This window comes from Paenibacillus agilis, from assembly GCF_007786455.1.
Classification (GTDB): Bacteria; Bacillota; Bacilli; order Paenibacillales; family Paenibacillaceae; genus Paenibacillus_B; species Paenibacillus_B agilis.
This window is the reverse complement of sequence record NZ_VNJK01000001.1, coordinates 3,128,512-3,148,303: the sequence shown is the minus strand read 5'-3', so window position 1 is coordinate 3,148,303 and position 19,792 is coordinate 3,128,512. Positions and strand designations below refer to the sequence as shown.

The following is a 19,792-nucleotide window of genomic DNA, read 5'->3' as shown; positions in this document are numbered from 1 at the left end:
TTATGTTATTGTGTTAGTCAATCTAATTTACTCTAAAAGGATAGCCCAAAAACTTGCCGTTACAGACAACGCGGTGAACCGTACCACAGATGATGCTACCCAAGATGAGGCAGGAGATTGTGTTAGATTGGAAATTATTTTAGTAGGCTTTGGAATTTGATTCGAATCACGAAAAACTGGAACGATCGTTCCGGAAATGTTATAATCCTTCTACACATAAGGAGGAGTTACTAATCGGACGGTCTAGAGAGTTTAACAAAGAGCACGTAATTCATAAAGCAATGTTAGTTTTTTGGGAAAAAGGTTATGAAGCGACAAGCATTCCGGATCTATTAAAAGCAATGGAATTAAGCAGATCAAGTTTGTATGAAACCTTTGTAGACAAAGAGACGCTATATGTTGAAGCCATGCAATATTACAAAAAACTAAGACAGAAAAAAAGAAATCTCTTAGTAAATGCGTCGTCTGCGAAAGTTGGAATTCGGCAGTATTTTGACGAGCATATTACTTCTGCATTTGATGAGAATTTGCCCAAAGGATGCTTCATTACAAACGCATCGCTTGGCTTGGATTCACCGGATGAACAACTACGCAAATTGATACGAGACAGCTTCGAGGAATTGGAGCAGGCATTTGATGAACTTCTAAGCAAAGGACAGCGGACAGGAGAAATTGACTCCAAGAAAGACATTAAGGTTCTATCACACTTATTGCTTAACCTTAACCATAGTATCAATGTAGTATCTAAGGTGAAAAGTGATAAAAAAATGGTTTATGACATGATGAACACCGTTATTGAGATGCTATAAACAAATTTTTTTAATCTTTCTGGAATGATCGTTCCGGAAAAGGAGGCTTATTCACCAGCAAAGGAGCGATAGCCTTGAGTTCAATCGAAGGTGAAAAACATGCAAACCCTATTTCGGCATGGCTCATACTCATTCTTGCTACAGCCTGTGGTCTAATCGCTGCTAATCTCTATTATGCGCAGCCTCTAGTAGGTCCCATTAGTTCGGCACTGGGGTTATCTTCTGGGGCAGTTGGCTTAATCGTTACCCTTACTCAGATTGGTTACGGAATCGGATTATTATTTATCGTACCCTTGGGGGATATACTTGAAAACCGAAAACTTGTTGTAGTGTCTTTGCTCCTCACTGTCGTAGCTTTGGCGCTTGCGGCTGTAGTCAAAAGTGCTGCCCTTTTTCTCACTGTTTCACTGTTTATCGGGTTGGGATCAGTTGCGGCTCAAATACTTGTACCTTACGCAGCTCAACTTTCGCCAGATGCTACTCGCGGTCGAAATGTTGGAAATGTTATGAGTGGTTTATTGCTCGGTATTATGCTCGCTCGTCCCATTTCAAGTATAGTGGCGGAGTTTTGGGGCTGGAGAGCCGTATACTACTTGTCCGCCACGGCGATTTTAGTGTTGGCTCTATTATTGGCAATGGTGCTTCCTGCGAGACGAGCGTTGACCACAACGCGATACTCGGTACTTTTGGGTTCCATGTTACATCTACTCAAAACTACGCCGATTTTGCAGCGTAGAGCGATCTATCACGCGTGTGTGTTCGCAACTTTCAGTTTGTTCTGGACTACGGTTCCTTTATTATTAACAAGTCCGATGTTCCATTTTTCCCAAAAGGAAGTTGCCTTGTTTGCCTTGCTTGGAGTAGTTGGGGCGGTAGCTGCACCAGTGGCAGGCCGGTTTGCCGATAGAGGCTGGACTCGACCAGTTACAGGTATAGCATTAGTTTTAGTTATTATTTCTGGGATTTTACCTCTTGTAATTCAAGGCAGTTCCACATTCGCATTAGTAACCTTGGTCATTTCAGCGATTTTATTAGACATGGGTGTTTCAGCAAATCTAGTTATCGGACAACGTGCAATTTTATCATTGGGTGCTGAGTTCCGAAGTCGGCTTAATGGTTTATACATGGCAATTTTTTTTGCTGGTGGTGCTATCGGCTCTGCGACAGGAGGATGGGCGTATGCTATAGGTGGGTGGAATGCAGCATTGTTGATTGGAATAGCTTTACCCGTCATTGCATTTATTTATTATACGACAGAGAAAAAGTAATGGATTCATTTTAAAAGTAGCGTCGTAGATAGTTGATTGCTGGTAGACACAATAGCACACTTAGAAGGCTTATTTCATTTGTTGAAGATGGAGTGAGTCTTTTTTGCATGCAGAAAATCTAAGGATGAACAGACAATAGAAAACGTAAACAGGTAGCATCGGAAGTAGTAACGTAAGCGGCGAAACAGGAGGTAGATAAATAGGTGCACTCAATTGTCTAGGGTCAATCTAATTTCGATTGGTTAAAAAGTAATTGGGAGTAATAAAAAAAGTAGTTGAAAACGCTAACATGCAAGATTATAATGTGTTTATCGAAACGTTTCGAATTATTGTTCATCTATTTTACAAACAAAGTATCTTTTTCTCGTAAACAGCTGTTTTCTTATGAGATAAGTTGTTTACATAAACAATAAGGAATGAATGGAAGTACTTAGTCGAAATAATAAGCAAGTGTTTTTGTGCGGAAAGTGGTCTTAATTTCGACAATTATCGAAACGTTTCGAATTTATAAGTATTCATCACTATGGTTCAAAAAGCACGTACATTACAGACGAGGTGAATGGAAATGAAGAGAAAATCGTTGTTGTTGGCGTTGACGGTATTACTCATGTTTTCGGTAGCTTTAGTTGGTTGTTCAGGTGGGTCTAAAGAAACAGCAGATGGGGAAAAGGTGTTAAAAGTTTGGGCCATGGGTGGAGAAGGACAGAAGCTGCCCGAGTTGGTAAAGCAATATGAGCAGCAAAATCCAGGCGTTAAAGTTGATGTGCAAGCGATCCCTTGGGGGAACGCTCATGACAAGTTGATGACGGCAGTAGCTTCAAAAAGCGGCCCTGACGTTATCCAGATGGGAACCTCTTGGATACCAGAATTTGCGAATGCAGGTGCACTGCTTGATTTGACTTCTTACATGGAGAAGTATCCGAATTTAAAAGAAGAGAACTTCTTCGATGGAGCCGTTCAAACGATGAAACATGATGGGAAAGTCGTAGGTATTCCATGGTACGTAGAGACGCGCGTGCTCTATTATCGCACAGACTTGCTAGCAGAGGCAGGCTATCCAGAAGGTCCAAAGACATGGGATGACTTGAAGGATGCTTCGAAGAAGCTGACAGCACGAGGAGAAGGTAAGTACGGTATTACGATCGATGGGCGTGACCAAATTACGACAGCATTGTTTGGTTGGCAAAACGGAAGCGAACTAATTAATGATCAGCGTGAGCCATTATTTAATCAGCCAGAATATGTGGAATCGATTGAATATTTAAAGAGCTTCTGGGATGAAGGCTTGGTGCCGCAAGGTTTAGATTTGGATCTTACTGCAGCGTTCAAAGATGGAACGATCCCAATGTTCATTAGTGGTCCTTGGATGATTGGTACTGTAAAGGAAAAGGCGCCAGAGATTGATGGAAAATGGGCAACAGTAGTTATGCCTACGAAGAAAACGAATACGTCTTCCATCGGCGGATCGAATCTTTCCGTATTCAGTCATACAAAAATGGCGGATGAAGCAGTAAAATTCGTTTCCTATATGTCCGAGAAAGAAACACAGCTGAAATGGTATGAAATGGCTAACACGCTTCCATCTGTAAAAGAAGCTTGGAATGATGAAAAGTTGAAAGAGCCGCTTGTAGCAGTATTCGGCGAACAGTTAGAAAATTCCCGTCCTGCTCCATTCGTTAAGGAATGGGAAACGATTGCTCAAGCGATTATTGCTAGCTTCGAGCAGATTACAGTCGGTGATGCAGATGTGAAGACAGAGCTGGATGCTTTGAATGAGAAAGCAAAAGAAATCTTAAACAAGTAAAAGCACCATAGCTTCATTATCATTTTAGTTTTGCTAGATCAACGTGAGCAAATGTTGTATGTTCGATGCGGCTTGCTCCATCGTGGGCAGGCTGCAGCTATAATCCGAGGGGGTGAAAGACGATGCAGCATATTTGGAAGCGGTGGACTAAATATAGAGTCCCATACTTATTTATCGCACCTACGCTTCTGTTGCTAATCGTATTCTCAATCATTCCAATTGTAATTGCATTGGTCATTAGCTTTACAGACATCGATCTAGCAGGGCTTGCTGATTATTCCAACATTAGCGCAGTTGGCTTCGATAATTTTGTACAGTTGTTTAAAGACCCGGTATTTTTAAAATCGATCTATAATACGGCATTCTATGTCATTGTCGGGGTTCCGCTCGTTATTATTCTTTCTATGAGTGCTGCACTGCTGCTTAATTACGGAACAGGGCGGCTATTTAAGACGTTCCGAGTTATCTATTATATGCCTTCTATCACGAACATTGTCGCCGTCGCTGTCGTATGGGGCTATTTGTACAACAGTCAGTACGGATTGTTTAATCATATGTTGTCTTGGTTTGATATTCCCGCACAAAAATGGCTTCAGGACCCGGTGTTGGCGAAACTGTCATTAATTTTAATGGCACTGTGGAAGTCGATGGGTGTTAATATGATCATTTTCCTAGCTGCTCTTCAGGGAATTCCGCGTACGTATTATGAGGCTGCTGAAATCGATGGAGCGAACAAACGGCAAAGGCTGTTTTACATTACTGTTCCACTGCTTGGCTTTGCTACTTTCTTTGTCACGATTACGACGCTAATTGGCTGGATTCAGTTTTTCGAGGAACCGCTCGTAATGACAAAAGGTGGGCCATTGAATGAAACGATGTCCATGGCGCTCTTTATTTACAATAACGGATTCCAACTCAGTAATTTTGGTTATGCTGCTGCAGGTTCCTTTGTTCTCTTCCTATTTATTATTGCAGCGACCATCATTCAGTTCATCGTAAGGAAAAAAGATGTGGAGTATTAAGAAGCAGCTTTCTGAACCGTATGGAATGGGAAGGAGGAAAATAGGATGACCGCTAGACGACTTGAAAAGGTATTTATGACAACACTTCTCGTTGCGGGAGGCGTTATTATGATGATTCCGTTCATTTGGATGATCGGTTCATCTTTCAAGCCAGCTAATGAATTTACAGCTATACCGCCAACGATTTTTCCTGATCAGCCGACGCTTGATAATTATAAACGATTGTTTTTGGAGATGGACTTTCTTGTCTATTTCCAAAATACGATGACGATTGTATTTTGGTCCTTTATTGGATTGTTGCTCAACGCGATGGCTGGGTATGCGTTTGCCAAGTTCGAATTTCCTGGGCGTAACAAAATGTTCTACTTGGTGCTGGCGACGATGATGATTCCGGGACAGGTTACGATGATTCCGGTGTACTTGATCGTCAATGCAATGGGATTAACGAATACGATGACAGGGATCGTACTACCAGGGCTCGTTGGGGCATTCGGTATTTTCTTGTTCCGTCAGTTTATGACGACGATACCGATGGATTTGCTAGAGGCTGCAAGGCTTGATGGAGCAGGGGAAATTAAAATATTTTTCCGACTCATCCTGCCTATTGCGAAGCCGGTGTTTGCGGTCCAAGGTATACTTACTTTCATTGGGGCATGGAATAGCTTCCTCTGGCCGCTCATTATGGCAAATGATGATTCTCTTTATACGTTGTCGGTAGGATTGTCTTTGTTAAAAGGCGAGCATGGTACTGACTTCGGCCTACAAATGGCAGGGGCTGCGTTCATGGTTGTACCGATTATTATCATTTTCTCATTTTTCCAAAAACATATTATTGAAGGTTACACGATCTCTGGGATGAAGTAATATAGACAGTATAGAGTTCGATTGGTGGAAATTTACAAGCTTAAAAATTTATAAATCTTTGAACACACGAACGTAAGATAATGACCATTTATTTTGATTTAGATAATGCATATTCATGTTTAAGGAAAGAAAGGACGACGTTTAATGGCAACGATTAAGGATGTGGCAAAGCTGGCGGGGGTCGCGCTTTCAACGGCGTCATACGCGCTTAATGGAGACAGTAAGGTAAGCGCAAAGACGAGAACGAAAGTATTGGAAGCCGCTAGTCAATTAAACTACCGCAAAAACGGCTTCGCCATGGATTTGAAAAGGAGCCGCACGAAGACGATCGCCCTTATTTTGACCGATTTGTCTGGACCGTACTACTCTGAACTGATCCAGAGCATTCAAGATGTCGCGCTTGCACGAGGCTATGACTTGATTGCATGCAGCTCTATGGGTGGTCGAGATTCAACTGCTGTGAAGTTTTTGCGCGAGAATAGGGCTGATGGAGCTATCGTGCTTGCGCATAACATTAGTAATGATACGTTGAAGGAATGTGCAAGTGAACGCTTTCCAATTGTCATTATGGATCGAGAAATATCCAGTGATTATTTGATCAATGTACTAGTTGATAGTGAACTAGGGGGATACACAGCAACTCGCTATTTAATTGAAAAAGGGCATAAGACGATCGCTTATATTAGTGGTCCTGCTAATTCCTATGACAACCAACGCCGTTATGAAGGTTATCTTCGGGCTCTGCAAGAGGCAGGTCTTGAAGAGAAGACGAAATGGCGGTTAAGCGGTAACTTCGTACGTGAAGGTGGATACCGTGCTACGAAAATGATGATTATGCAGGGAGAGCTGCCTTCGGCTATTTTTTACGGAAACGATGAAATGGCGATTGGCGGATTGAAAGCATTTGAAGAGAGCTCGGTTTCTGTTCCTGATGATATTTCTATAATTGGCTATGATGATATCCAACTTGCTGAATATGTGAGTCCAGCGCTCACAACAATTCGCCAGCCGAAGCGTGAAGCCGGTTCATTAGCAGGTCATCTGTTGTTCCAGATGATGGACGGTGATGAAGTAAATCCTGCTTACAAGCTAGGGATTGAACTGATGGAACGCAAATCGGTCATCGCTGCAAAGAACTAACGAAACACGGGCAGGAGAGGGTAACGTTGGCGAGTATTCAATGTCAGTTTTATGCGGAGACATTAGCCATGTCCACGAGTATTCAAGTTATTTTGCCGCAGCATTCTTCTTTGCGAGAGAGTAGTGGCGGCAAGCTGCCTGTATTGTATTTGCTGCACGGGCTTGGGGCAGATCATGCAGAATGGTTACGTCATTCATCGGTAGAAAGGTATGCAGAGGATAAAGGGATTGCCCTCATTATGCCAAGTGTTGGCCGCAGTTACTATACCGATATGAAAAAAGGCGCTCCTTATTTCACTTATTTGAGCGAGGAGCTTCCGGCAGTGGCACGTTCTTTCTTTCCTTTGTCTGAACGTAGGGAAGACAACTTTGTAGCGGGCATATCGATGGGAGGCTACGGAGCGCTCAAGCTGGGTCTAAGCTTTCCTGAACGGTACGCGGCAGCTGCTAGTTTATCTGGCGGATTGGATATTGTAAGTCGGGTCAATGGCCCCAATAGCTTCTTGCCATATGAAGTGGAATGTATTTTTGGAAATATAGATGGGTTAAGAGGAAGCGAGAATGATTTATTTGCATTAGCTTCTCGACTTGCTGTTAGTCAAGAGCAACAGCCTCATCTGTATCAGTGCTGCGGCACGGAAGATTTCTTGTACAAAGACAATGTATCTTTTCGTGCTCATGCTATAGATGCAGGGCTAACGATAACATATGAAGAAGAGCCTGGCGAACATGAATGGGGCTATTGGGATCGAAAAATAAAGCGAGTATTGGATTGGCTTCCTCTATGAGGGTACGAGGTTTATTTCGTATGTCTGTTTGGTGAAACGTTTCGATAAAGTGCAGCATGCTTATTAAGGCATGAATGAACGGGAGGAAACAGTGATGGTTAATCGACAGCGAATGGTAGATTTACTGCAGCAAATGACGTTAGAAGAAAAGATTGCGCAGCTGCTCCAATTAGCGGCTCCTTTCTATGATGGAGCAGACAGCGATGGCGTTATTACCGGGCCGATGAAAGAGTTAGGGATTACTGAGGAAACGGTTCGTCAAGCTGGTTCCGCTTTAGGGCTTGCTGGCGCGGAAAAGATTAAACATATTCAGCAAATGCATTTGAAGAACAATCGATTGGGCATCCCGCTCCTCTTTATGGCGGACATTATCCATGGCTTCAAGACGATATTTCCAATCCCGCTTGCTATCGGGTGCTCATGGGATTTGGAGCTGGCAGAGAAAAGTGCGGAAGTTGCGGCTAAGGAAGCCGCAGTGTCGGGTGTGCATGTAACATTTGCACCCATGGTAGACCTTGTCCGAGATCCTCGCTGGGGACGAGTCATGGAGTCTACAGGTGAAGACCCTTATTTGAATAGTATGTTTGCACGGGCATTTGTCCGAGGATTTCAGGGGGATGACCTTACGAATGACCGGCATCGTGTAGCTGCATGTGTGAAGCACTTTGCTGCGTATGGTCTTGCTGAAGGCGGAAGAGATTACAACACAGTGGATTTGTCAGAACGCCAACTCCGTGAATATTATTTGCCTGCCTACAAAGCTGCCTTAGATGAAGGCTGTGAAATGGTGATGACCTCTTTTAATACGGTAGATGGGATTCCGGCAACTGCAAACAGCAAGCTGATGCGTGATTTACTGCGGGATGAATGGGGATTTGACGGTGTGCTCATTTCCGACTGGGCAGCCATTAAGGAGCTTATCCCCCATGGGGTTGCGGCGAACGAAGAAGAGGCGGCTTACAAAGCCATTCAAGCAGGCGTTGATATTGAAATGATGACGTCAACGTATGTTCATCATATGCCTGAACTGATCGCTAGCGGCAAAGTGGATGAAGCGCTTATTGATGAAGCTGTACTGCGCGTACTTCAATTGAAGGATAAGCTTGGTTTGTTTGATAACCCGCTGCGTGGTGCTGATCCTGAAGCTGAGCGTGAGGTTGTATTTTGTGAGGAGCATCGCAACATATCGAGGGAAATGGCTGCTAAATCCTGTGTGTTGTTGAAAAATGAAGAAGGCTTGCTTCCGCTGCAACCGAGCAGCCGTATTGCCTTGATCGGACCATTTGCGAAGAGCAGCGATATTTTGGGCAACTGGTCGTGGACTGGGGTGAAAGATGACGCGGTTCGCCTAGATCAGGCGTTGTTGGCGAAAGTTCCAGACTCCCTCGTAGCAATTGCCGAAGGCTCAGGCATCGAGATGATGACAGAGGAGCATTACAGCGAAGCGTTATCGGCGGCTGAACAAGCAGATGTCATCGTGCTCGCATTAGGAGAGCACTCAGACATGAGCGGTGAAGGCGGCTGTCGAGCCGATATTAAGCTGCCGCAAGCACAGCTGGAGCTCATTGCAAGATTGAAGCAGCTGCATAAGCCGATCGTTGCTGTGCTGTTTAATGGGCGTCCGCTTGATTTGCATGGTGTCTATGATCAAGTCGATGCGGTACTTGAGGCATGGTACCCGGGCAGCGAAGGCGGGGCAGCGATTGCGGATATTTTATACGGTGATGTGAATCCGTCAGGTCGATTAACGATGTCCTTCCCTTATTCTGTAGGACAAGTGCCTGTTTATTATAATCACTTTAATACAGGTCGTCCGCATGATCCGAAGGATGTAGATGCTCGATATGTATCCCGATATTTAGATGTTCCGAATGCACCGCTGCTTCCGTTCGGGTATGGTTTGAGCTACACCACATTCGTTTATGGAGAGCTCGTACTATCAGACGAGATCATGACGGTGGATCGTCCGCTTCGTGTCGAAGTGACGGTAACGAATACAGGTGAGCTGGCAGGCGAGGAAGTCGTCCAGTTATATGTGCGTGATATCTCAGGTGATGTCGTAAGGCCGCTTAAGGAACTTAAAGATTTTGCGAAAGTATCACTTGAGCCCGGAGAAAGTCGCAAGGTGACATTTACAATTATGGAAGAGCAGCTTCGCTATCATCATGCTGATTTGCAGTTTACAAGCGATCCAGGAGAATTTGTTGTATTTGTAGGATCGAACAGTCGAGATGTAATAGAGTGTAGATTTCATTTCGTACGGTAATGCATAGAGATGACAAGGATTGGGAGTGAGGAGATGACAACGTTGACGAATAACAAAATCCGTCTTGAAGCGGGACCTCTAGCTTTTACGTTCTTACCTAGTGGCGACCTATATCAAGCGACTTATCAGGGTGTAATGATAAATCAATGGTTGGCCAACTCCATCGATGGTTCGATGAACAATTTGTATTTGCGCTTATACGAACCAGATGGCATTAAAGCCTACCCGCTCTTAGGCGTTCGTTCCACGAGCCGTGTATGGACGGAAGGAAATATGATGATGTGGGAGGGCGAACTGCCTGGAGAGGGAGCGTCGGTAAGTTATCGTGTTGTACTGACCTTGACGGAACAGGGGATTTGGTTCTGGGATGTAGCGGTAGAGGGGCAAGATGCAGACATAGACATAGATATCATCTATGGGCAAGACATCGGTATTGCTGATCCTCGCGCTGTTCGCAGCAACGAAGCGTATTTGTCTCATTATATCGATCATGCTGCATTTGAAGATGACAACCGTGGATATGTGATTTGTTCTCGTCAGAACTTGTCGCAAGGCGGACAATTTCCATATATCCAGCAAGGCGCCCTGACAAAAGGGATCGGGTATTCAACAGATGGCTTTCAATTTTTCGGCTTGTCCTATAAAGAGACGAACGAACCTGAGCGACTAACGCAAGCGACATTAGCCAATGAAATCTATCAATATGAATTTGCGTATACGGCAATTCAGTCAGAACGAGTTCCATTACAGGGAGAAGTTCGATTTGTCTTTTACGGATTATTTAAAGAGAATCATCCCGAAGCGATTTCTACGTTAGAATTCAGTAATGAAGTTCAAGAAGCATGGGCTGGTATCGAAAATGGCAAGGCGAAAGCACAAAAGCTTGGCGAGGCCGGAACATGGCTTGAGCCTGTACAGTTATCAACGCATTTTGGCGTTCCACTGGAATCGCTGCCGATTATGGATGAAGAGCTGGTACAGCTGTTTCCACAGCGTTATCAGGAGGAACGAGAGGATGGCCAGCTTCTGTCCTTCTTCACGGAACGATATGAGCACGTCGTATTGAAAGAGAAAGAGCTGCGGGTAGAGCGTCCTCATGGACATATATTGATGAGTGGCGACAATGCGCGTATGAAAGATAATGTAATAACGACGACCTCGTATATGTACGGTATATTCAACTCTCAGCTAGTCGTTGGCAATACAAGCTTTAACAAGATGATGACGAATGCTCGTAATGCGCTAAATATACCAAAAACGTCTGGGCAGCGCATTTATGTAGAGTTGGATGGCATTTATCGATTGCTTGCAATGCCGTCTTTGTTCGAGATGGGGTTCAATTACGCACGATGGTACTACAAAACAGAAAATGATTGGCTGATTATCACGAATATTACGACTGTCGACTCTCCAGAAGTGAGATTGAATGTTCGTTCGATGAATGGCCTCAGCTATCGTTTTGTTGTAACAAGTCAAATATCGATGAATGTCGATGAGTATGAGATCCCGTACCATATGAGCCAAGAGGGGAATATGCTGGTGTTCCACGCAGATGCCTCTTCGCTTAGCGCAGGGGTACATCCGAATTTAGCATACCGAATGGATATTGAGGGAGCTCAGGTGTCAGTACTGGATGAACGTATGCTGGCTCCAAAAATCAATAAAGGAAATGCGTCCTTATCTGTACTGGAGCTAAGTGAGAGCAGTGATTGGACAATGAGCGTACAAGGGTTGATTGATGGCAAAGCGTTGCCTTTACGACAGCTCGATATGGCATCTGAAATAGAACGTTACCGAGAATTCTATTCTGGCGTTATGAATGGATTCCGTTTATCGCATCAGAATGGACAGGAAGATGACTTGTTCAAAGTAAATGCATTAGCTTGGTGGTATACACACAACATGCTTGTGCATTATTCCGTGCCGCATGGCTTGGAGCAGTATGGCGGTGCTGCATGGGGGACGCGGGATGTTTGCCAAGGTCCTGTTGAATATTTTATGGCGACTCATAAATATGAGCAGGTTCGTGAAATATTGTTAACGGTGTTCGCTCATCAGTACGAAGATGATGGGAATTGGCCGCAATGGTTTATGTTCGACAAATATGCGAGCATTCAACAAGAAGATAGTCATGGCGATATTATAGTGTGGCCCTTGAAAGTACTTGGCGACTATTTGGCTGTTACGCGCGACTTTGGTATTTTAGAGGAATTGGTGCCTTACACTCGCAAGCACAGTTTCGAGTTTACGGAAGAATGTGCGACAGTGTTAGCACACGCACAAAAGGAAATCTCCTATATTCGCAATCATTTTTTGCATGATACGTATTTGTCTTCCTATGGTGATGGAGATTGGGATGATACGCTGCAGCCTGCAAACGCGCAGTTAAAGCAATATTTGATAAGTAGTTGGACAGTTGCGTTAACGTATCAAACGATTCGTCAGTTCTCACAAGTCATTCAGGCGTATAACCAGGAAATGGGTGCTGAGCTGGCTGAGATGGCGGAGGGAATCGAGCGCGATTTCAACCAATATATGCTGCAAACGGACGTTATCCCTGGGTTCGTCTATATGGAGCAGCCTGAGCATGCGAAGCTTATGCTTCACCCAACTGATGGAGAAACAGGGATCCAGTATAGACTATTGCCGATGACGCGCAGCATGATTAGCGAATTGCTGCCGCCGGAGCAAGCGGAGTCCCATTACCGTATTATTCGTGAGCAGTTGTACTGCCCAGACGGGGTAAGGTTGATGAATCGACCAGCGTCATATGCTGGCGGGGTAAGCACACACTTCAAGCGTGCTGAGCAGGCGGCTAACTTCGGTAGGGAAATTGGACTTCAGTATGTTCATGCTCATATTCGATATGTGGAAGCGATGGCGAAACTCGGCAAAGCAGATGAAGTATGGAGCGGGCTTGCAGCAATTAATCCGATTGGCCTTCGCAATGTAGTGAAGAATGCGGAGCTTCGTCAAAGCAATGCGTACTTCAGCAGCTCAGATGGGAAATTCAATACCCGCTACGAGGCGCAGGAGGGCTTTGATAAGCTGCGTGCTGGTGAGGTTGCAGTGAAAGGTGGCTGGAGAATCTACTCCAGCGGCCCGGGAATTTATATGAACCAGCTTATATCAAATGCACTTGGCATTCGACTGGAAAATGGGGATCTTATTATCGATCCTGTACTGCCGAGATCGCTGGATGGCATGCAGTTCGAATTCGAGTATTCAGGAGTACCTGTCACTTTTGTGTATCATATTACCGGAACTGTGGTTCGTAAAGTAGTTGTGAACGGAGCAGAGGTAGCTGCAGCTGAAATAGAAAATCGCTATCGTAATGGTGGTGTACGTATCAGTCAGCACGTGTTTGAACATCTTCGTACAGAATCAGGACCGATCGTAAATATTTATATGTAAAGGTAATAGCCCAATTGTAAAAGAAGTAACCCTGGTCTTCTGGAGAAAAGATCAGGGTTATTTTTTCTAGAAAGCGTTTTTTAGAGGAAGGGTGGCTCATTCAAAATGAATTACGGACGAATGGTAACACGAGTACCAATAGGTACAAGAGCAGCTAGTGTTAACACATCCTCATTGTACATGCGAATACAGCCATGAGATACTTGATGACCGATGGAAGATGGGTCATTTGTGCCATGAATGCCATAATGCGGCCTGGAAAGCCCCATCCAAAAAACTCCGAATGGTCCCCCAGGATTAGGCTCTTTATTAACAATCGTATAATCACCTGAAGGGGTTTGCGTTAACATTTTTCCGATCCCGACTGGAAATCCACGCACGACAATATTGCCATCTAACAAATATAAGGCCCGATCCGACAGATCGACAATAATACGGTAGTTAGGCATGCTTTTGTTCTCCTTCAGCTAGCCGTTTATCCTTCATACATGATGAGCGATAGAGTGCTCATTATGTTTATTTAACATATGCCCTTCGATAAGAAGGAGTGACCTTGCAACGCTAATGGGTATCGACGATATGCATATAAAGCTAAAAACAGCCTCCAGACGGAAAGTCGCTTGGCGGCTGTTTCACTAGTTACAGATGTGTACAACTTTATTTTCGTGAAATGGTTTGCATTCGTTCATTTGCTTCTATTGGGTTTAGGTATTGAAAGAAACCGATGCGATTACCCCAAGGGTCAGTGAAAGTGCTCCATTTTACGGGTACTTCTTCTCTGGTATGGATTTCAAATCGTTCGATTTGCAACTGTTTCATCAGCCTATCTCGTTCAGTTTCAATATCCATTACCCCTAGACGGATGGGGCCGCTCCCTTCGGCAGGTTGCCCTTCAGCAACTTGCAGCCAGCAGCCAGGTATAAGCTCCCATTCTGCGAAGCCTTCATGCGGCACGTAATCCGGCTGTTTATTAAGTAAAGTTTGATACCACTGTTGTCCTGCTGTGAAGTTTGTGACTCGAATCTGAATCGTCATTTCAAATAACATCTGATGAACCCTTTCGTTAGTGACTCAAAATAGAGCGCTGGTGTTAGATAAGGATAAGGATGCGTAATAGCATTAGCATTTGAAAGTTAACAGCATCCTGTACTAGCTTCTGACGGCGGCTTGCTGTTCTCAGGTTGTAAATAGCATTTCAAACTTGCAAGCATATTTGCCCATGCTTCCTTATGCCACTCGATAGCTCTTTGAGTTTCCGTAGAATCCGGGTTATGCCAGCCGGCGTGAATAACAATGACGTTCGTTCCGTTAGTAACAGGTTGGAGTGTGACGTTTACTTCAGTTAGGTGACCATCCTGATTCATCACTTCTGCGAAAGGATCAGGCCCTTTCCATTGAAAGGTAAAAGACTTAAAGGGTTCGAAATGGACAATCTGGCAGCCTTTCGTACTCATGGAATTTTTGTTCGTTGGGTCAAAATACAGTTCAAATTTGCCACCGATTGTAGCTTCGATTTCAGCTTCAGGGGAGAACCATTTTACAAGTCGATCTGCTTCCATCCACGCTTGCCATACTTGTTCTTGATTTTTCTGGATAACTATTTGTTGAGTAATAGTCATGGATAGACCTCCGAGTTAATGGTAGATAGTTTGTAGTAATCTAATTACTGGTTGAACTCAAGCAATTCGATCGCGTTGCCGAATGGATCTAGGAATGCATTATAGTATCCTGGCGGGCAAGGTTGAGGCTCATCATAGATCATCGCGACTCCCTTGTCTGTCAGTTGTTTCATTTTAGAGAGCAAATTCTCAGTCTCAAGGCCAAGCACAACCTGAGCCGTATCGGGATAGCTTGCTGCTGTTGTTCGTTCAGTTTTACATAGTACAATTGTAATTCCGTCATGCTTCAGGCCTACTGTCACTGCATCGTATTCCTCTGAAATTTCAAATCCTAACTTCTCACAGTAAAACTCCTTAGCTACCTCCATATCGCTCACATAAATTGAAATGACACAAAGTCTATTCATAAAAAAGCCCCCTTAAGTAGTGGTTATGACCACATTATAAAGGGGGACGGAGACTATAAATTCTTCTACTTTGCTCGCTTGGAAGAAGTTTGTTCGAATAGAAGCTGTGGTAAATTGACGATAATCGGTGGATCAGTATCTTGCCGTTCTCTTAATGCAATGTTAATCGTCTGATCACTACGATCGGTCACATGAATCACTTCCTCGTACATACCGCGCAAACAATGATCGAGTACGAAATAGTCCTTTGGGTTTATGCTCCACGGTATCGATACAGCCATCGCAAAATAGCTGCCAGATGGTACTTCAGTAAAGGTATGTGAACGACGACCACGATTCAATGCAGTCCCAGCAATCGGTCTTTGATCGGGGATCGGCCGTGGAAAAAGGCCAACAAAAATGATTCCACGAAAGGTAGCGGGTGCATCGATATGGCAAGTTACATTTGCACTTAATTCGGAACAAGACGGAGATTGGGTTTTCATTTGAATTGTATCTCGATCTCTATCGTTAGCAAAATCTTGGTTAATACCAACATCCTGATCTTTATATTGATTCATATAAGAAAGTAGCGAACGAGCGGAGCTGTGAAATCGCTTAGGTGATACGCCAACATGCTCTTTGAACCTAGTATGAAAGGAGCCTGCACTGCGAAAGCCAATTTTTAAAATGACTTTCATCATAAGAGAAGGCTCTTTGAGAAGTAGTTTCTTGCCAGATTCCATGCGCAACGCCGTCAAATAATGACGGGGAGAAATGCCAGTAGCTCGCTTGAATACCCTCGTAAAATGATAGGGGCTGTAGCCGACATGAGCGGCTAACTGTTCGGATGTAATCTCTTCATCAAGATGCTCTTTCATATATTGAATCGCTCGTAGGGCTGCTTTGTGCCCTTCCGACTCTAAATGTTGATTCGACTCATTCTCGATTTGCGAAGGCATGACAATCCTCCTGTCTATGGCATAGTTTGCAATCTATATTTTACCATATGAATTAAATGAGAGGTATAATTCTGCTCTGATCTTCTAAGAGTCGCCATTGCCGTTATTTTAGCAAAATAGCAAATGGAATTATCCATTTTGAATACAAATAAAGTTTAAAAATGGAAAGCTTTTTAGGGTGTTGAATGATCTAATAGATTAGATATAAAACTAGGAGGGAAATACATATGAGCACAGGAAAATGGTTGTTGGCAGTAATAGTAGCGACAGGAGTGATGTTTACCCCTTATTCCGGGGTAACAGCAGCGGAGGGTGTATCCACGCAAGGCATTGCGGCCAAGAACAGCGAGACGAAAAAGCTAGCTGATCTGGATGAAAAAATCGTAGAGACACTGAAGAATACCTTGCAAGAGCTTGCTGGTGAAGATGTGGAGTTAAAGGAAGAAGTGGTTATCTACGATGGTATTATTTTTATTCGAACAAAGGAAGAACGGAGAGGTATTGTACAAGTAAATCAAAAGACAGGAAAAGTGGAACGGGCGTCAATTGGAGTTAGTTTAAATAAAATAGACCCAAAACAATTGGAGTTGGCGAAGAATAGTTTAAAGGAAATAGACTCAAAACTAGCTTTTGAAGTTAAAGAAGTAAAGAAAATGATCGGTTCAGACTATAAACCTGGTGGCTTAGTATCTACATCAATCATTGGGGAAAATTTCGGTATAGGGCTGCATGGTGACAAAGTAGTTAAAATAACGATCCGTTATCCTAAGTCCATGTGGGATGCTGAAATAAAGAAAAAAGCAGAGCGTGAATTTAAAGCTGCAACGGGTAGAACAATGACGATAGAAGATATAGGAAGAGTTAAAGACGATAAGATGGATATTTGGACGATTGCAAGTGAAAACAGTCAATCATCTGTGTATATAGGAGTTAAAACAGGTAAAGTATGGTCTATTTCGGATGCAAAAGCTGTTGGGAAAACAGACAAGGCAATACTTACTGAAAAGAATGCAGTCTCTTATGCGTCAGCCTTTGCGAAAAAAGCATTTAATATCGATCTTAAAGGATATACGGCCAAAAAAGTACCAAATTTCCCTGTTTACGAGCTGACAAAAAAAGGTGCGCCTACGATAGAGGTTAGTTTTAATTCGAAAAAAGGGGTTATATCGATGTCGATTAAACCTGTAAATAGAGTTTGGAATTAAGGGAGATATGTTTGAAATTGGAAAGCCTTTTAGGGCGCTGATTGATCTAATAGATTGAATATAAAAAACTAGGAGGGAAATACATATGAAGACAGGAAAATGGTTGTTGGCAGTAGTAGTAGCGACAGGGGTGTTATTAACTCCTTATTCCGAGGTAACAGCAGCACAGGGTGGGTCCGTACAAGGTATTGCGGCGAAGAAGAGCGAGGCAAAAAAGCTAGCTGATCTGGATACAAAAATCGTAGAGGCAGCAAAAAAGAGCTTAAGTCAACTAGCAGGCGAAGATGTGGAGCTAATTGATTCAGTATCTATTTATGATACTAGAATTTTTATTCGTACCAAGGAAAAGGAAGACAATGGTTATGCTGTGGTAGATCAAAAAACAGGAAAAGTATTATTTGTGTCTATCTATGTAAGTAAAGATAAAGCAGATCCTAAACAAGTTGAGTTGGCGATGAAAAATTTGAAGGAAATAGACGCTGGACAAACTTTTGAGGTTGAGAAAGTAATGAAAATGTTAAGTTATGAAGACAAAGCTGGCGAGGGCGCATCTGCATCCATACAGGGGAAAAACTTCAATGTAATGCTTTCTGGTGACAAAGTAGAGTTTGCATCGGTAAGTTATCCAAAGTCCGAGTGGAATGCTGATATAAAGAAAAAAGCAGAGCTTGAGTTTAAAGCTGCGATGGGTAGAACAAAGGAAGTGGCGAGCATGACGAGATATAAAGATAAGGGTAGGGATGTATGGTCTGTTCTAGGTAAAAATGGCCAAACCTCTATAAATATAGGTGTGAAAACGGGTAAAGTATGGAGTGTTTCTGATTATCAAGCTACTGGAAAAACAGACAAGAAGGCGTTAACAGAGAAGAACGCAGTATCTTATGCAGCAGCCTTTGCGAAAAAAGTGTTTAATATCGATCTTAAAGGATATACGGCTAAAAAAGTACCTAATTTCCCAGTATACGAAATGACGAAAAAAGGTGCTCCGATGGTGGAGGTTGATTTTAACTCCGATAAAATAGTTACATCGATGTCCATCAAGCCTGTAAATGGAATTCGCAATTAGGAATAAAGGACACAGAGGTCTGACAAATTGTCAGGCCTTTTTCAATAAATTAGAAAGCTATTTAAGGCGTTGAAAGATCTAATAGATTGGATATAAAAGACTAGGAGGAAAATACATATGATATCAGGAAAATGGTTATTGGTAGTAACTGTGGCAACAGGAGTAATGTTCACCCCTAATTCAGAGGTAACAGCATCCCAGGTTATATCCACACAAGGTATTGCAGCTAGTGAAACGAAAAAACTAGCTGATCTGGATGCAAAAATTATAGAGGCAGCGAAAAAAAGATTGCTTGAACTAGCAGGTGAACATGTGGAACTTCATAATGTAGTGTCTATTTACGACAATCAAATTTTTATTAATGGGAAGGAAAGAGAAAAAAACGCTTCTGTTGTGGTAGACCAAAAAACAGGAAAAGTGATATATGTCTCTATCCAACTAGATAAAGATAAGGCTGATCCGAAAAAAGTTGAGTTGGCGATTAAAAGTTTGATGGAAATAGACAGAAATCAAACTTTTGAGATTGAAACAGTAACGAAAATGTTGAGTGTTGACAACAAATCCGGCGATTCTTTAGCTACAGCCATACAAGGAAAGAATTTTAACGTCATGTTTCACGACGACAAAATTGATTTTTTTTACGTAGAGTATCCTAAGTCTGAGTGGAATGCAGACGTGAAGAAAAAAGCAGAAAGTGAATTCAAAGCTGCCACAGGTCGGACAATGGAAATAGCAAGTATGGCGAGATATAAAGAAGAGGGAAAGGATATTTGGTCGGTACTAGGTAAAGACGGTCAAAGTTCAATAGATATAGGTTTTGTTACAGGAAGAACATGGAATATTTATGACGGGGCGGCAGTTGGGAAAACAGACAAAACGGCATTAACCGAGAAGAACGCCGTCTCCCATGCAGCAGCCTTTGCGAAAAAAGTGTTCAATATCGATCTTAAGGGATACACAGCAAAGAAAATGCCGGACTTTCCGATCTATGAAATGACGAAAAAAGGTGCTCCTACGGTAGAAGTAATGTTTAATTCGAAAAAAGGGGTCGCGTCAATGTCGATTAAGCTTGTTACCGGAGTCCGAAATTAGGAAGTGAATTATACGTCTCATATATGAATAAGGCATACGATCTGGAAGCAGTGCTAGCAAAATACCTCCGTTTCGTATGCCCAGTTA

At 43.0% G+C, this 19,792-nt stretch carries 17 protein-coding genes; 12 read left to right on the top strand and 5 right to left on the bottom strand.

All coding sequences use genetic code 11. The annotated features are described in order from the left end of the window. Positions 1–281: 281 nt before the first annotated feature. The 9 genes from FPZ44_RS13865 (at position 282) to FPZ44_RS13825 (ending at position 13,375) form a co-directional block, all read left to right on the top strand. Entirely contained in the window at positions 282–809 is a 528-nt protein-coding gene (locus tag FPZ44_RS13865) for a TetR/AcrR family transcriptional regulator (RefSeq protein WP_261378325.1), read from the top strand. Positions 810–883: 74 nt separating this feature from the next. Next, a complete protein-coding gene (locus FPZ44_RS13860) occupies positions 884–2,077 on the top strand; it encodes an MFS transporter (protein WP_144991109.1) in 1,194 nt (397 codons plus the stop codon). A gap of 565 nt (positions 2,078–2,642) precedes the next feature. Next, the gene (locus FPZ44_RS13855; protein ID WP_144991107.1) at positions 2,643–3,881 is read left to right on the top strand and encodes a sugar ABC transporter substrate-binding protein; all 1,239 of its coding nucleotides are present in this window, start codon (positions 2,643–2,645) and stop codon (positions 3,879–3,881) included. Between the two features lie 122 nt (positions 3,882–4,003). Continuing rightward, complete coding sequence (locus tag FPZ44_RS13850; protein WP_144991105.1) at positions 4,004–4,903, top strand: carbohydrate ABC transporter permease; 900 nt, start codon at positions 4,004–4,006, stop codon at positions 4,901–4,903. 45 nt (positions 4,904–4,948) lie between these two features. Then, positions 4,949–5,767 carry a carbohydrate ABC transporter permease gene (locus FPZ44_RS13845; protein ID WP_144991103.1) on the top strand — a complete coding sequence of 273 codons (819 nt, stop codon included), beginning with the start codon at positions 4,949–4,951 and terminating at the stop codon, positions 5,765–5,767. 144 nt (positions 5,768–5,911) lie between these two features. Then, positions 5,912–6,907: a LacI family DNA-binding transcriptional regulator gene (locus FPZ44_RS13840; RefSeq protein ID WP_144991101.1), complete on the top strand. Its 996-nt coding sequence runs from the start codon at positions 5,912–5,914 to the stop codon at positions 6,905–6,907. A 26-nt stretch (positions 6,908–6,933) separates the two neighbouring features. Beyond that, a complete protein-coding gene (locus FPZ44_RS13835; protein WP_144991099.1) occupies positions 6,934–7,695 on the top strand; it encodes an alpha/beta hydrolase in 762 nt (253 codons plus the stop codon). Between the two features lie 94 nt (positions 7,696–7,789). Beyond that, positions 7,790–9,961, top strand: a complete 2,172-nt coding sequence (bglX, locus tag FPZ44_RS13830; RefSeq protein WP_144991097.1) for a beta-glucosidase BglX — start codon at positions 7,790–7,792, stop codon at positions 9,959–9,961. A gap of 33 nt (positions 9,962–9,994) precedes the next feature. Beyond that, positions 9,995–13,375, top strand: coding sequence for a GH36-type glycosyl hydrolase domain-containing protein (locus FPZ44_RS13825; RefSeq protein ID WP_144991095.1), 3,381 nt, complete (start codon positions 9,995–9,997; stop codon positions 13,373–13,375). 110 nt (positions 13,376–13,485) lie between these two features. On the opposite strand, the gene FPZ44_RS13820 is transcribed toward FPZ44_RS13825, so the two are convergent. The 5 genes from FPZ44_RS13820 to FPZ44_RS13800 all read right to left on the bottom strand — a co-directional run bounded on the left by FPZ44_RS13820 (position 13,486) and on the right by FPZ44_RS13800 (position 16,342). After that, entirely contained in the window at positions 13,486–13,824 is a 339-nt protein-coding gene (locus FPZ44_RS13820; protein ID WP_144991093.1) for a L,D-transpeptidase, read from the bottom strand. Between the two features lie 208 nt (positions 13,825–14,032). After that, positions 14,033–14,422 (bottom strand): VOC family protein, encoded by a 390-nt coding sequence (locus tag FPZ44_RS13815; RefSeq protein WP_144991091.1) that lies wholly within the window; start codon positions 14,420–14,422, stop codon positions 14,033–14,035. An 86-nt stretch (positions 14,423–14,508) separates the two neighbouring features. Continuing rightward, positions 14,509–14,994, bottom strand: a complete 486-nt coding sequence (locus tag FPZ44_RS13810; protein WP_144991089.1) for an SRPBCC family protein — start codon at positions 14,992–14,994, stop codon at positions 14,509–14,511. 44 nt (positions 14,995–15,038) lie between these two features. Further along, complete coding sequence (locus FPZ44_RS13805; protein ID WP_144991087.1) at positions 15,039–15,401, bottom strand: VOC family protein; 363 nt, start codon at positions 15,399–15,401, stop codon at positions 15,039–15,041. Positions 15,402–15,466: 65 nt separating this feature from the next. After that, the gene (locus FPZ44_RS13800; RefSeq protein WP_144991085.1) at positions 15,467–16,342 is read right to left on the bottom strand and encodes a helix-turn-helix domain-containing protein; all 876 of its coding nucleotides are present in this window, start codon (positions 16,340–16,342) and stop codon (positions 15,467–15,469) included. A 227-nt stretch (positions 16,343–16,569) separates the two neighbouring features. On the opposite strand from FPZ44_RS13800, the gene FPZ44_RS13795 reads away from it, so the two are divergent. The 3 genes from FPZ44_RS13795 (at position 16,570) to FPZ44_RS13785 (ending at position 19,705) form a co-directional block, all read left to right on the top strand. Further along, the gene (locus FPZ44_RS13795; RefSeq protein WP_144991083.1) at positions 16,570–17,547 is read left to right on the top strand and encodes a hypothetical protein; all 978 of its coding nucleotides are present in this window, start codon (positions 16,570–16,572) and stop codon (positions 17,545–17,547) included. A gap of 85 nt (positions 17,548–17,632) precedes the next feature. After that, the gene (locus FPZ44_RS13790) at positions 17,633–18,613 is read left to right on the top strand and encodes a hypothetical protein (RefSeq protein WP_144991081.1); all 981 of its coding nucleotides are present in this window, start codon (positions 17,633–17,635) and stop codon (positions 18,611–18,613) included. A 117-nt stretch (positions 18,614–18,730) separates the two neighbouring features. Continuing rightward, positions 18,731–19,705 carry a hypothetical protein gene (locus FPZ44_RS13785; protein ID WP_144991079.1) on the top strand — a complete coding sequence of 325 codons (975 nt, stop codon included), beginning with the start codon at positions 18,731–18,733 and terminating at the stop codon, positions 19,703–19,705. Positions 19,706–19,792: the final 87 nt, after the last annotated feature.

What these genes read in the sequence shown, in the direction of transcription:
- FPZ44_RS13865 (WP_261378325.1), top strand. Translation starts at nt 282, where the DNA reads ATGTTAGTTTTTTGGGAAAAAGGTTATGAAGCGACAAGCATTCCGGAT.
- FPZ44_RS13855 (WP_144991107.1), top strand. Translation starts at nt 2,643, where the DNA reads ATGAAGAGAAAATCGTTGTTGTTGGCGTTGACGGTATTACTCATGTTT.
- FPZ44_RS13850 (WP_144991105.1), top strand. Translation starts at nt 4,004, where the DNA reads ATGCAGCATATTTGGAAGCGGTGGACTAAATATAGAGTCCCATACTTA.
- FPZ44_RS13845 (WP_144991103.1), top strand. Translation starts at nt 4,949, where the DNA reads ATGACCGCTAGACGACTTGAAAAGGTATTTATGACAACACTTCTCGTT.
- FPZ44_RS13840 (WP_144991101.1), top strand. Translation starts at nt 5,912, where the DNA reads ATGGCAACGATTAAGGATGTGGCAAAGCTGGCGGGGGTCGCGCTTTCA.
- bglX (WP_144991097.1), top strand. Translation starts at nt 7,790, where the DNA reads ATGGTTAATCGACAGCGAATGGTAGATTTACTGCAGCAAATGACGTTA.
- FPZ44_RS13825 (WP_144991095.1), top strand. Translation starts at nt 9,995, where the DNA reads ATGACAACGTTGACGAATAACAAAATCCGTCTTGAAGCGGGACCTCTA.
- FPZ44_RS13820 (WP_144991093.1), bottom strand. Translation starts at nt 13,824, where the DNA reads ATGCCTAACTACCGTATTATTGTCGATCTGTCGGATCGGGCCTTATAT.
- FPZ44_RS13815 (WP_144991091.1), bottom strand. Translation starts at nt 14,422, where the DNA reads ATGTTATTTGAAATGACGATTCAGATTCGAGTCACAAACTTCACAGCA.
- FPZ44_RS13810 (WP_144991089.1), bottom strand. Translation starts at nt 14,994, where the DNA reads ATGACTATTACTCAACAAATAGTTATCCAGAAAAATCAAGAACAAGTA.
- FPZ44_RS13805 (WP_144991087.1), bottom strand. Translation starts at nt 15,401, where the DNA reads ATGAATAGACTTTGTGTCATTTCAATTTATGTGAGCGATATGGAGGTA.
- FPZ44_RS13800 (WP_144991085.1), bottom strand. Translation starts at nt 16,342, where the DNA reads ATGCCTTCGCAAATCGAGAATGAGTCGAATCAACATTTAGAGTCGGAA.
- FPZ44_RS13795 (WP_144991083.1), top strand. Translation starts at nt 16,570, where the DNA reads ATGAGCACAGGAAAATGGTTGTTGGCAGTAATAGTAGCGACAGGAGTG.
- FPZ44_RS13790 (WP_144991081.1), top strand. Translation starts at nt 17,633, where the DNA reads ATGAAGACAGGAAAATGGTTGTTGGCAGTAGTAGTAGCGACAGGGGTG.
- FPZ44_RS13785 (WP_144991079.1), top strand. Translation starts at nt 18,731, where the DNA reads ATGATATCAGGAAAATGGTTATTGGTAGTAACTGTGGCAACAGGAGTA.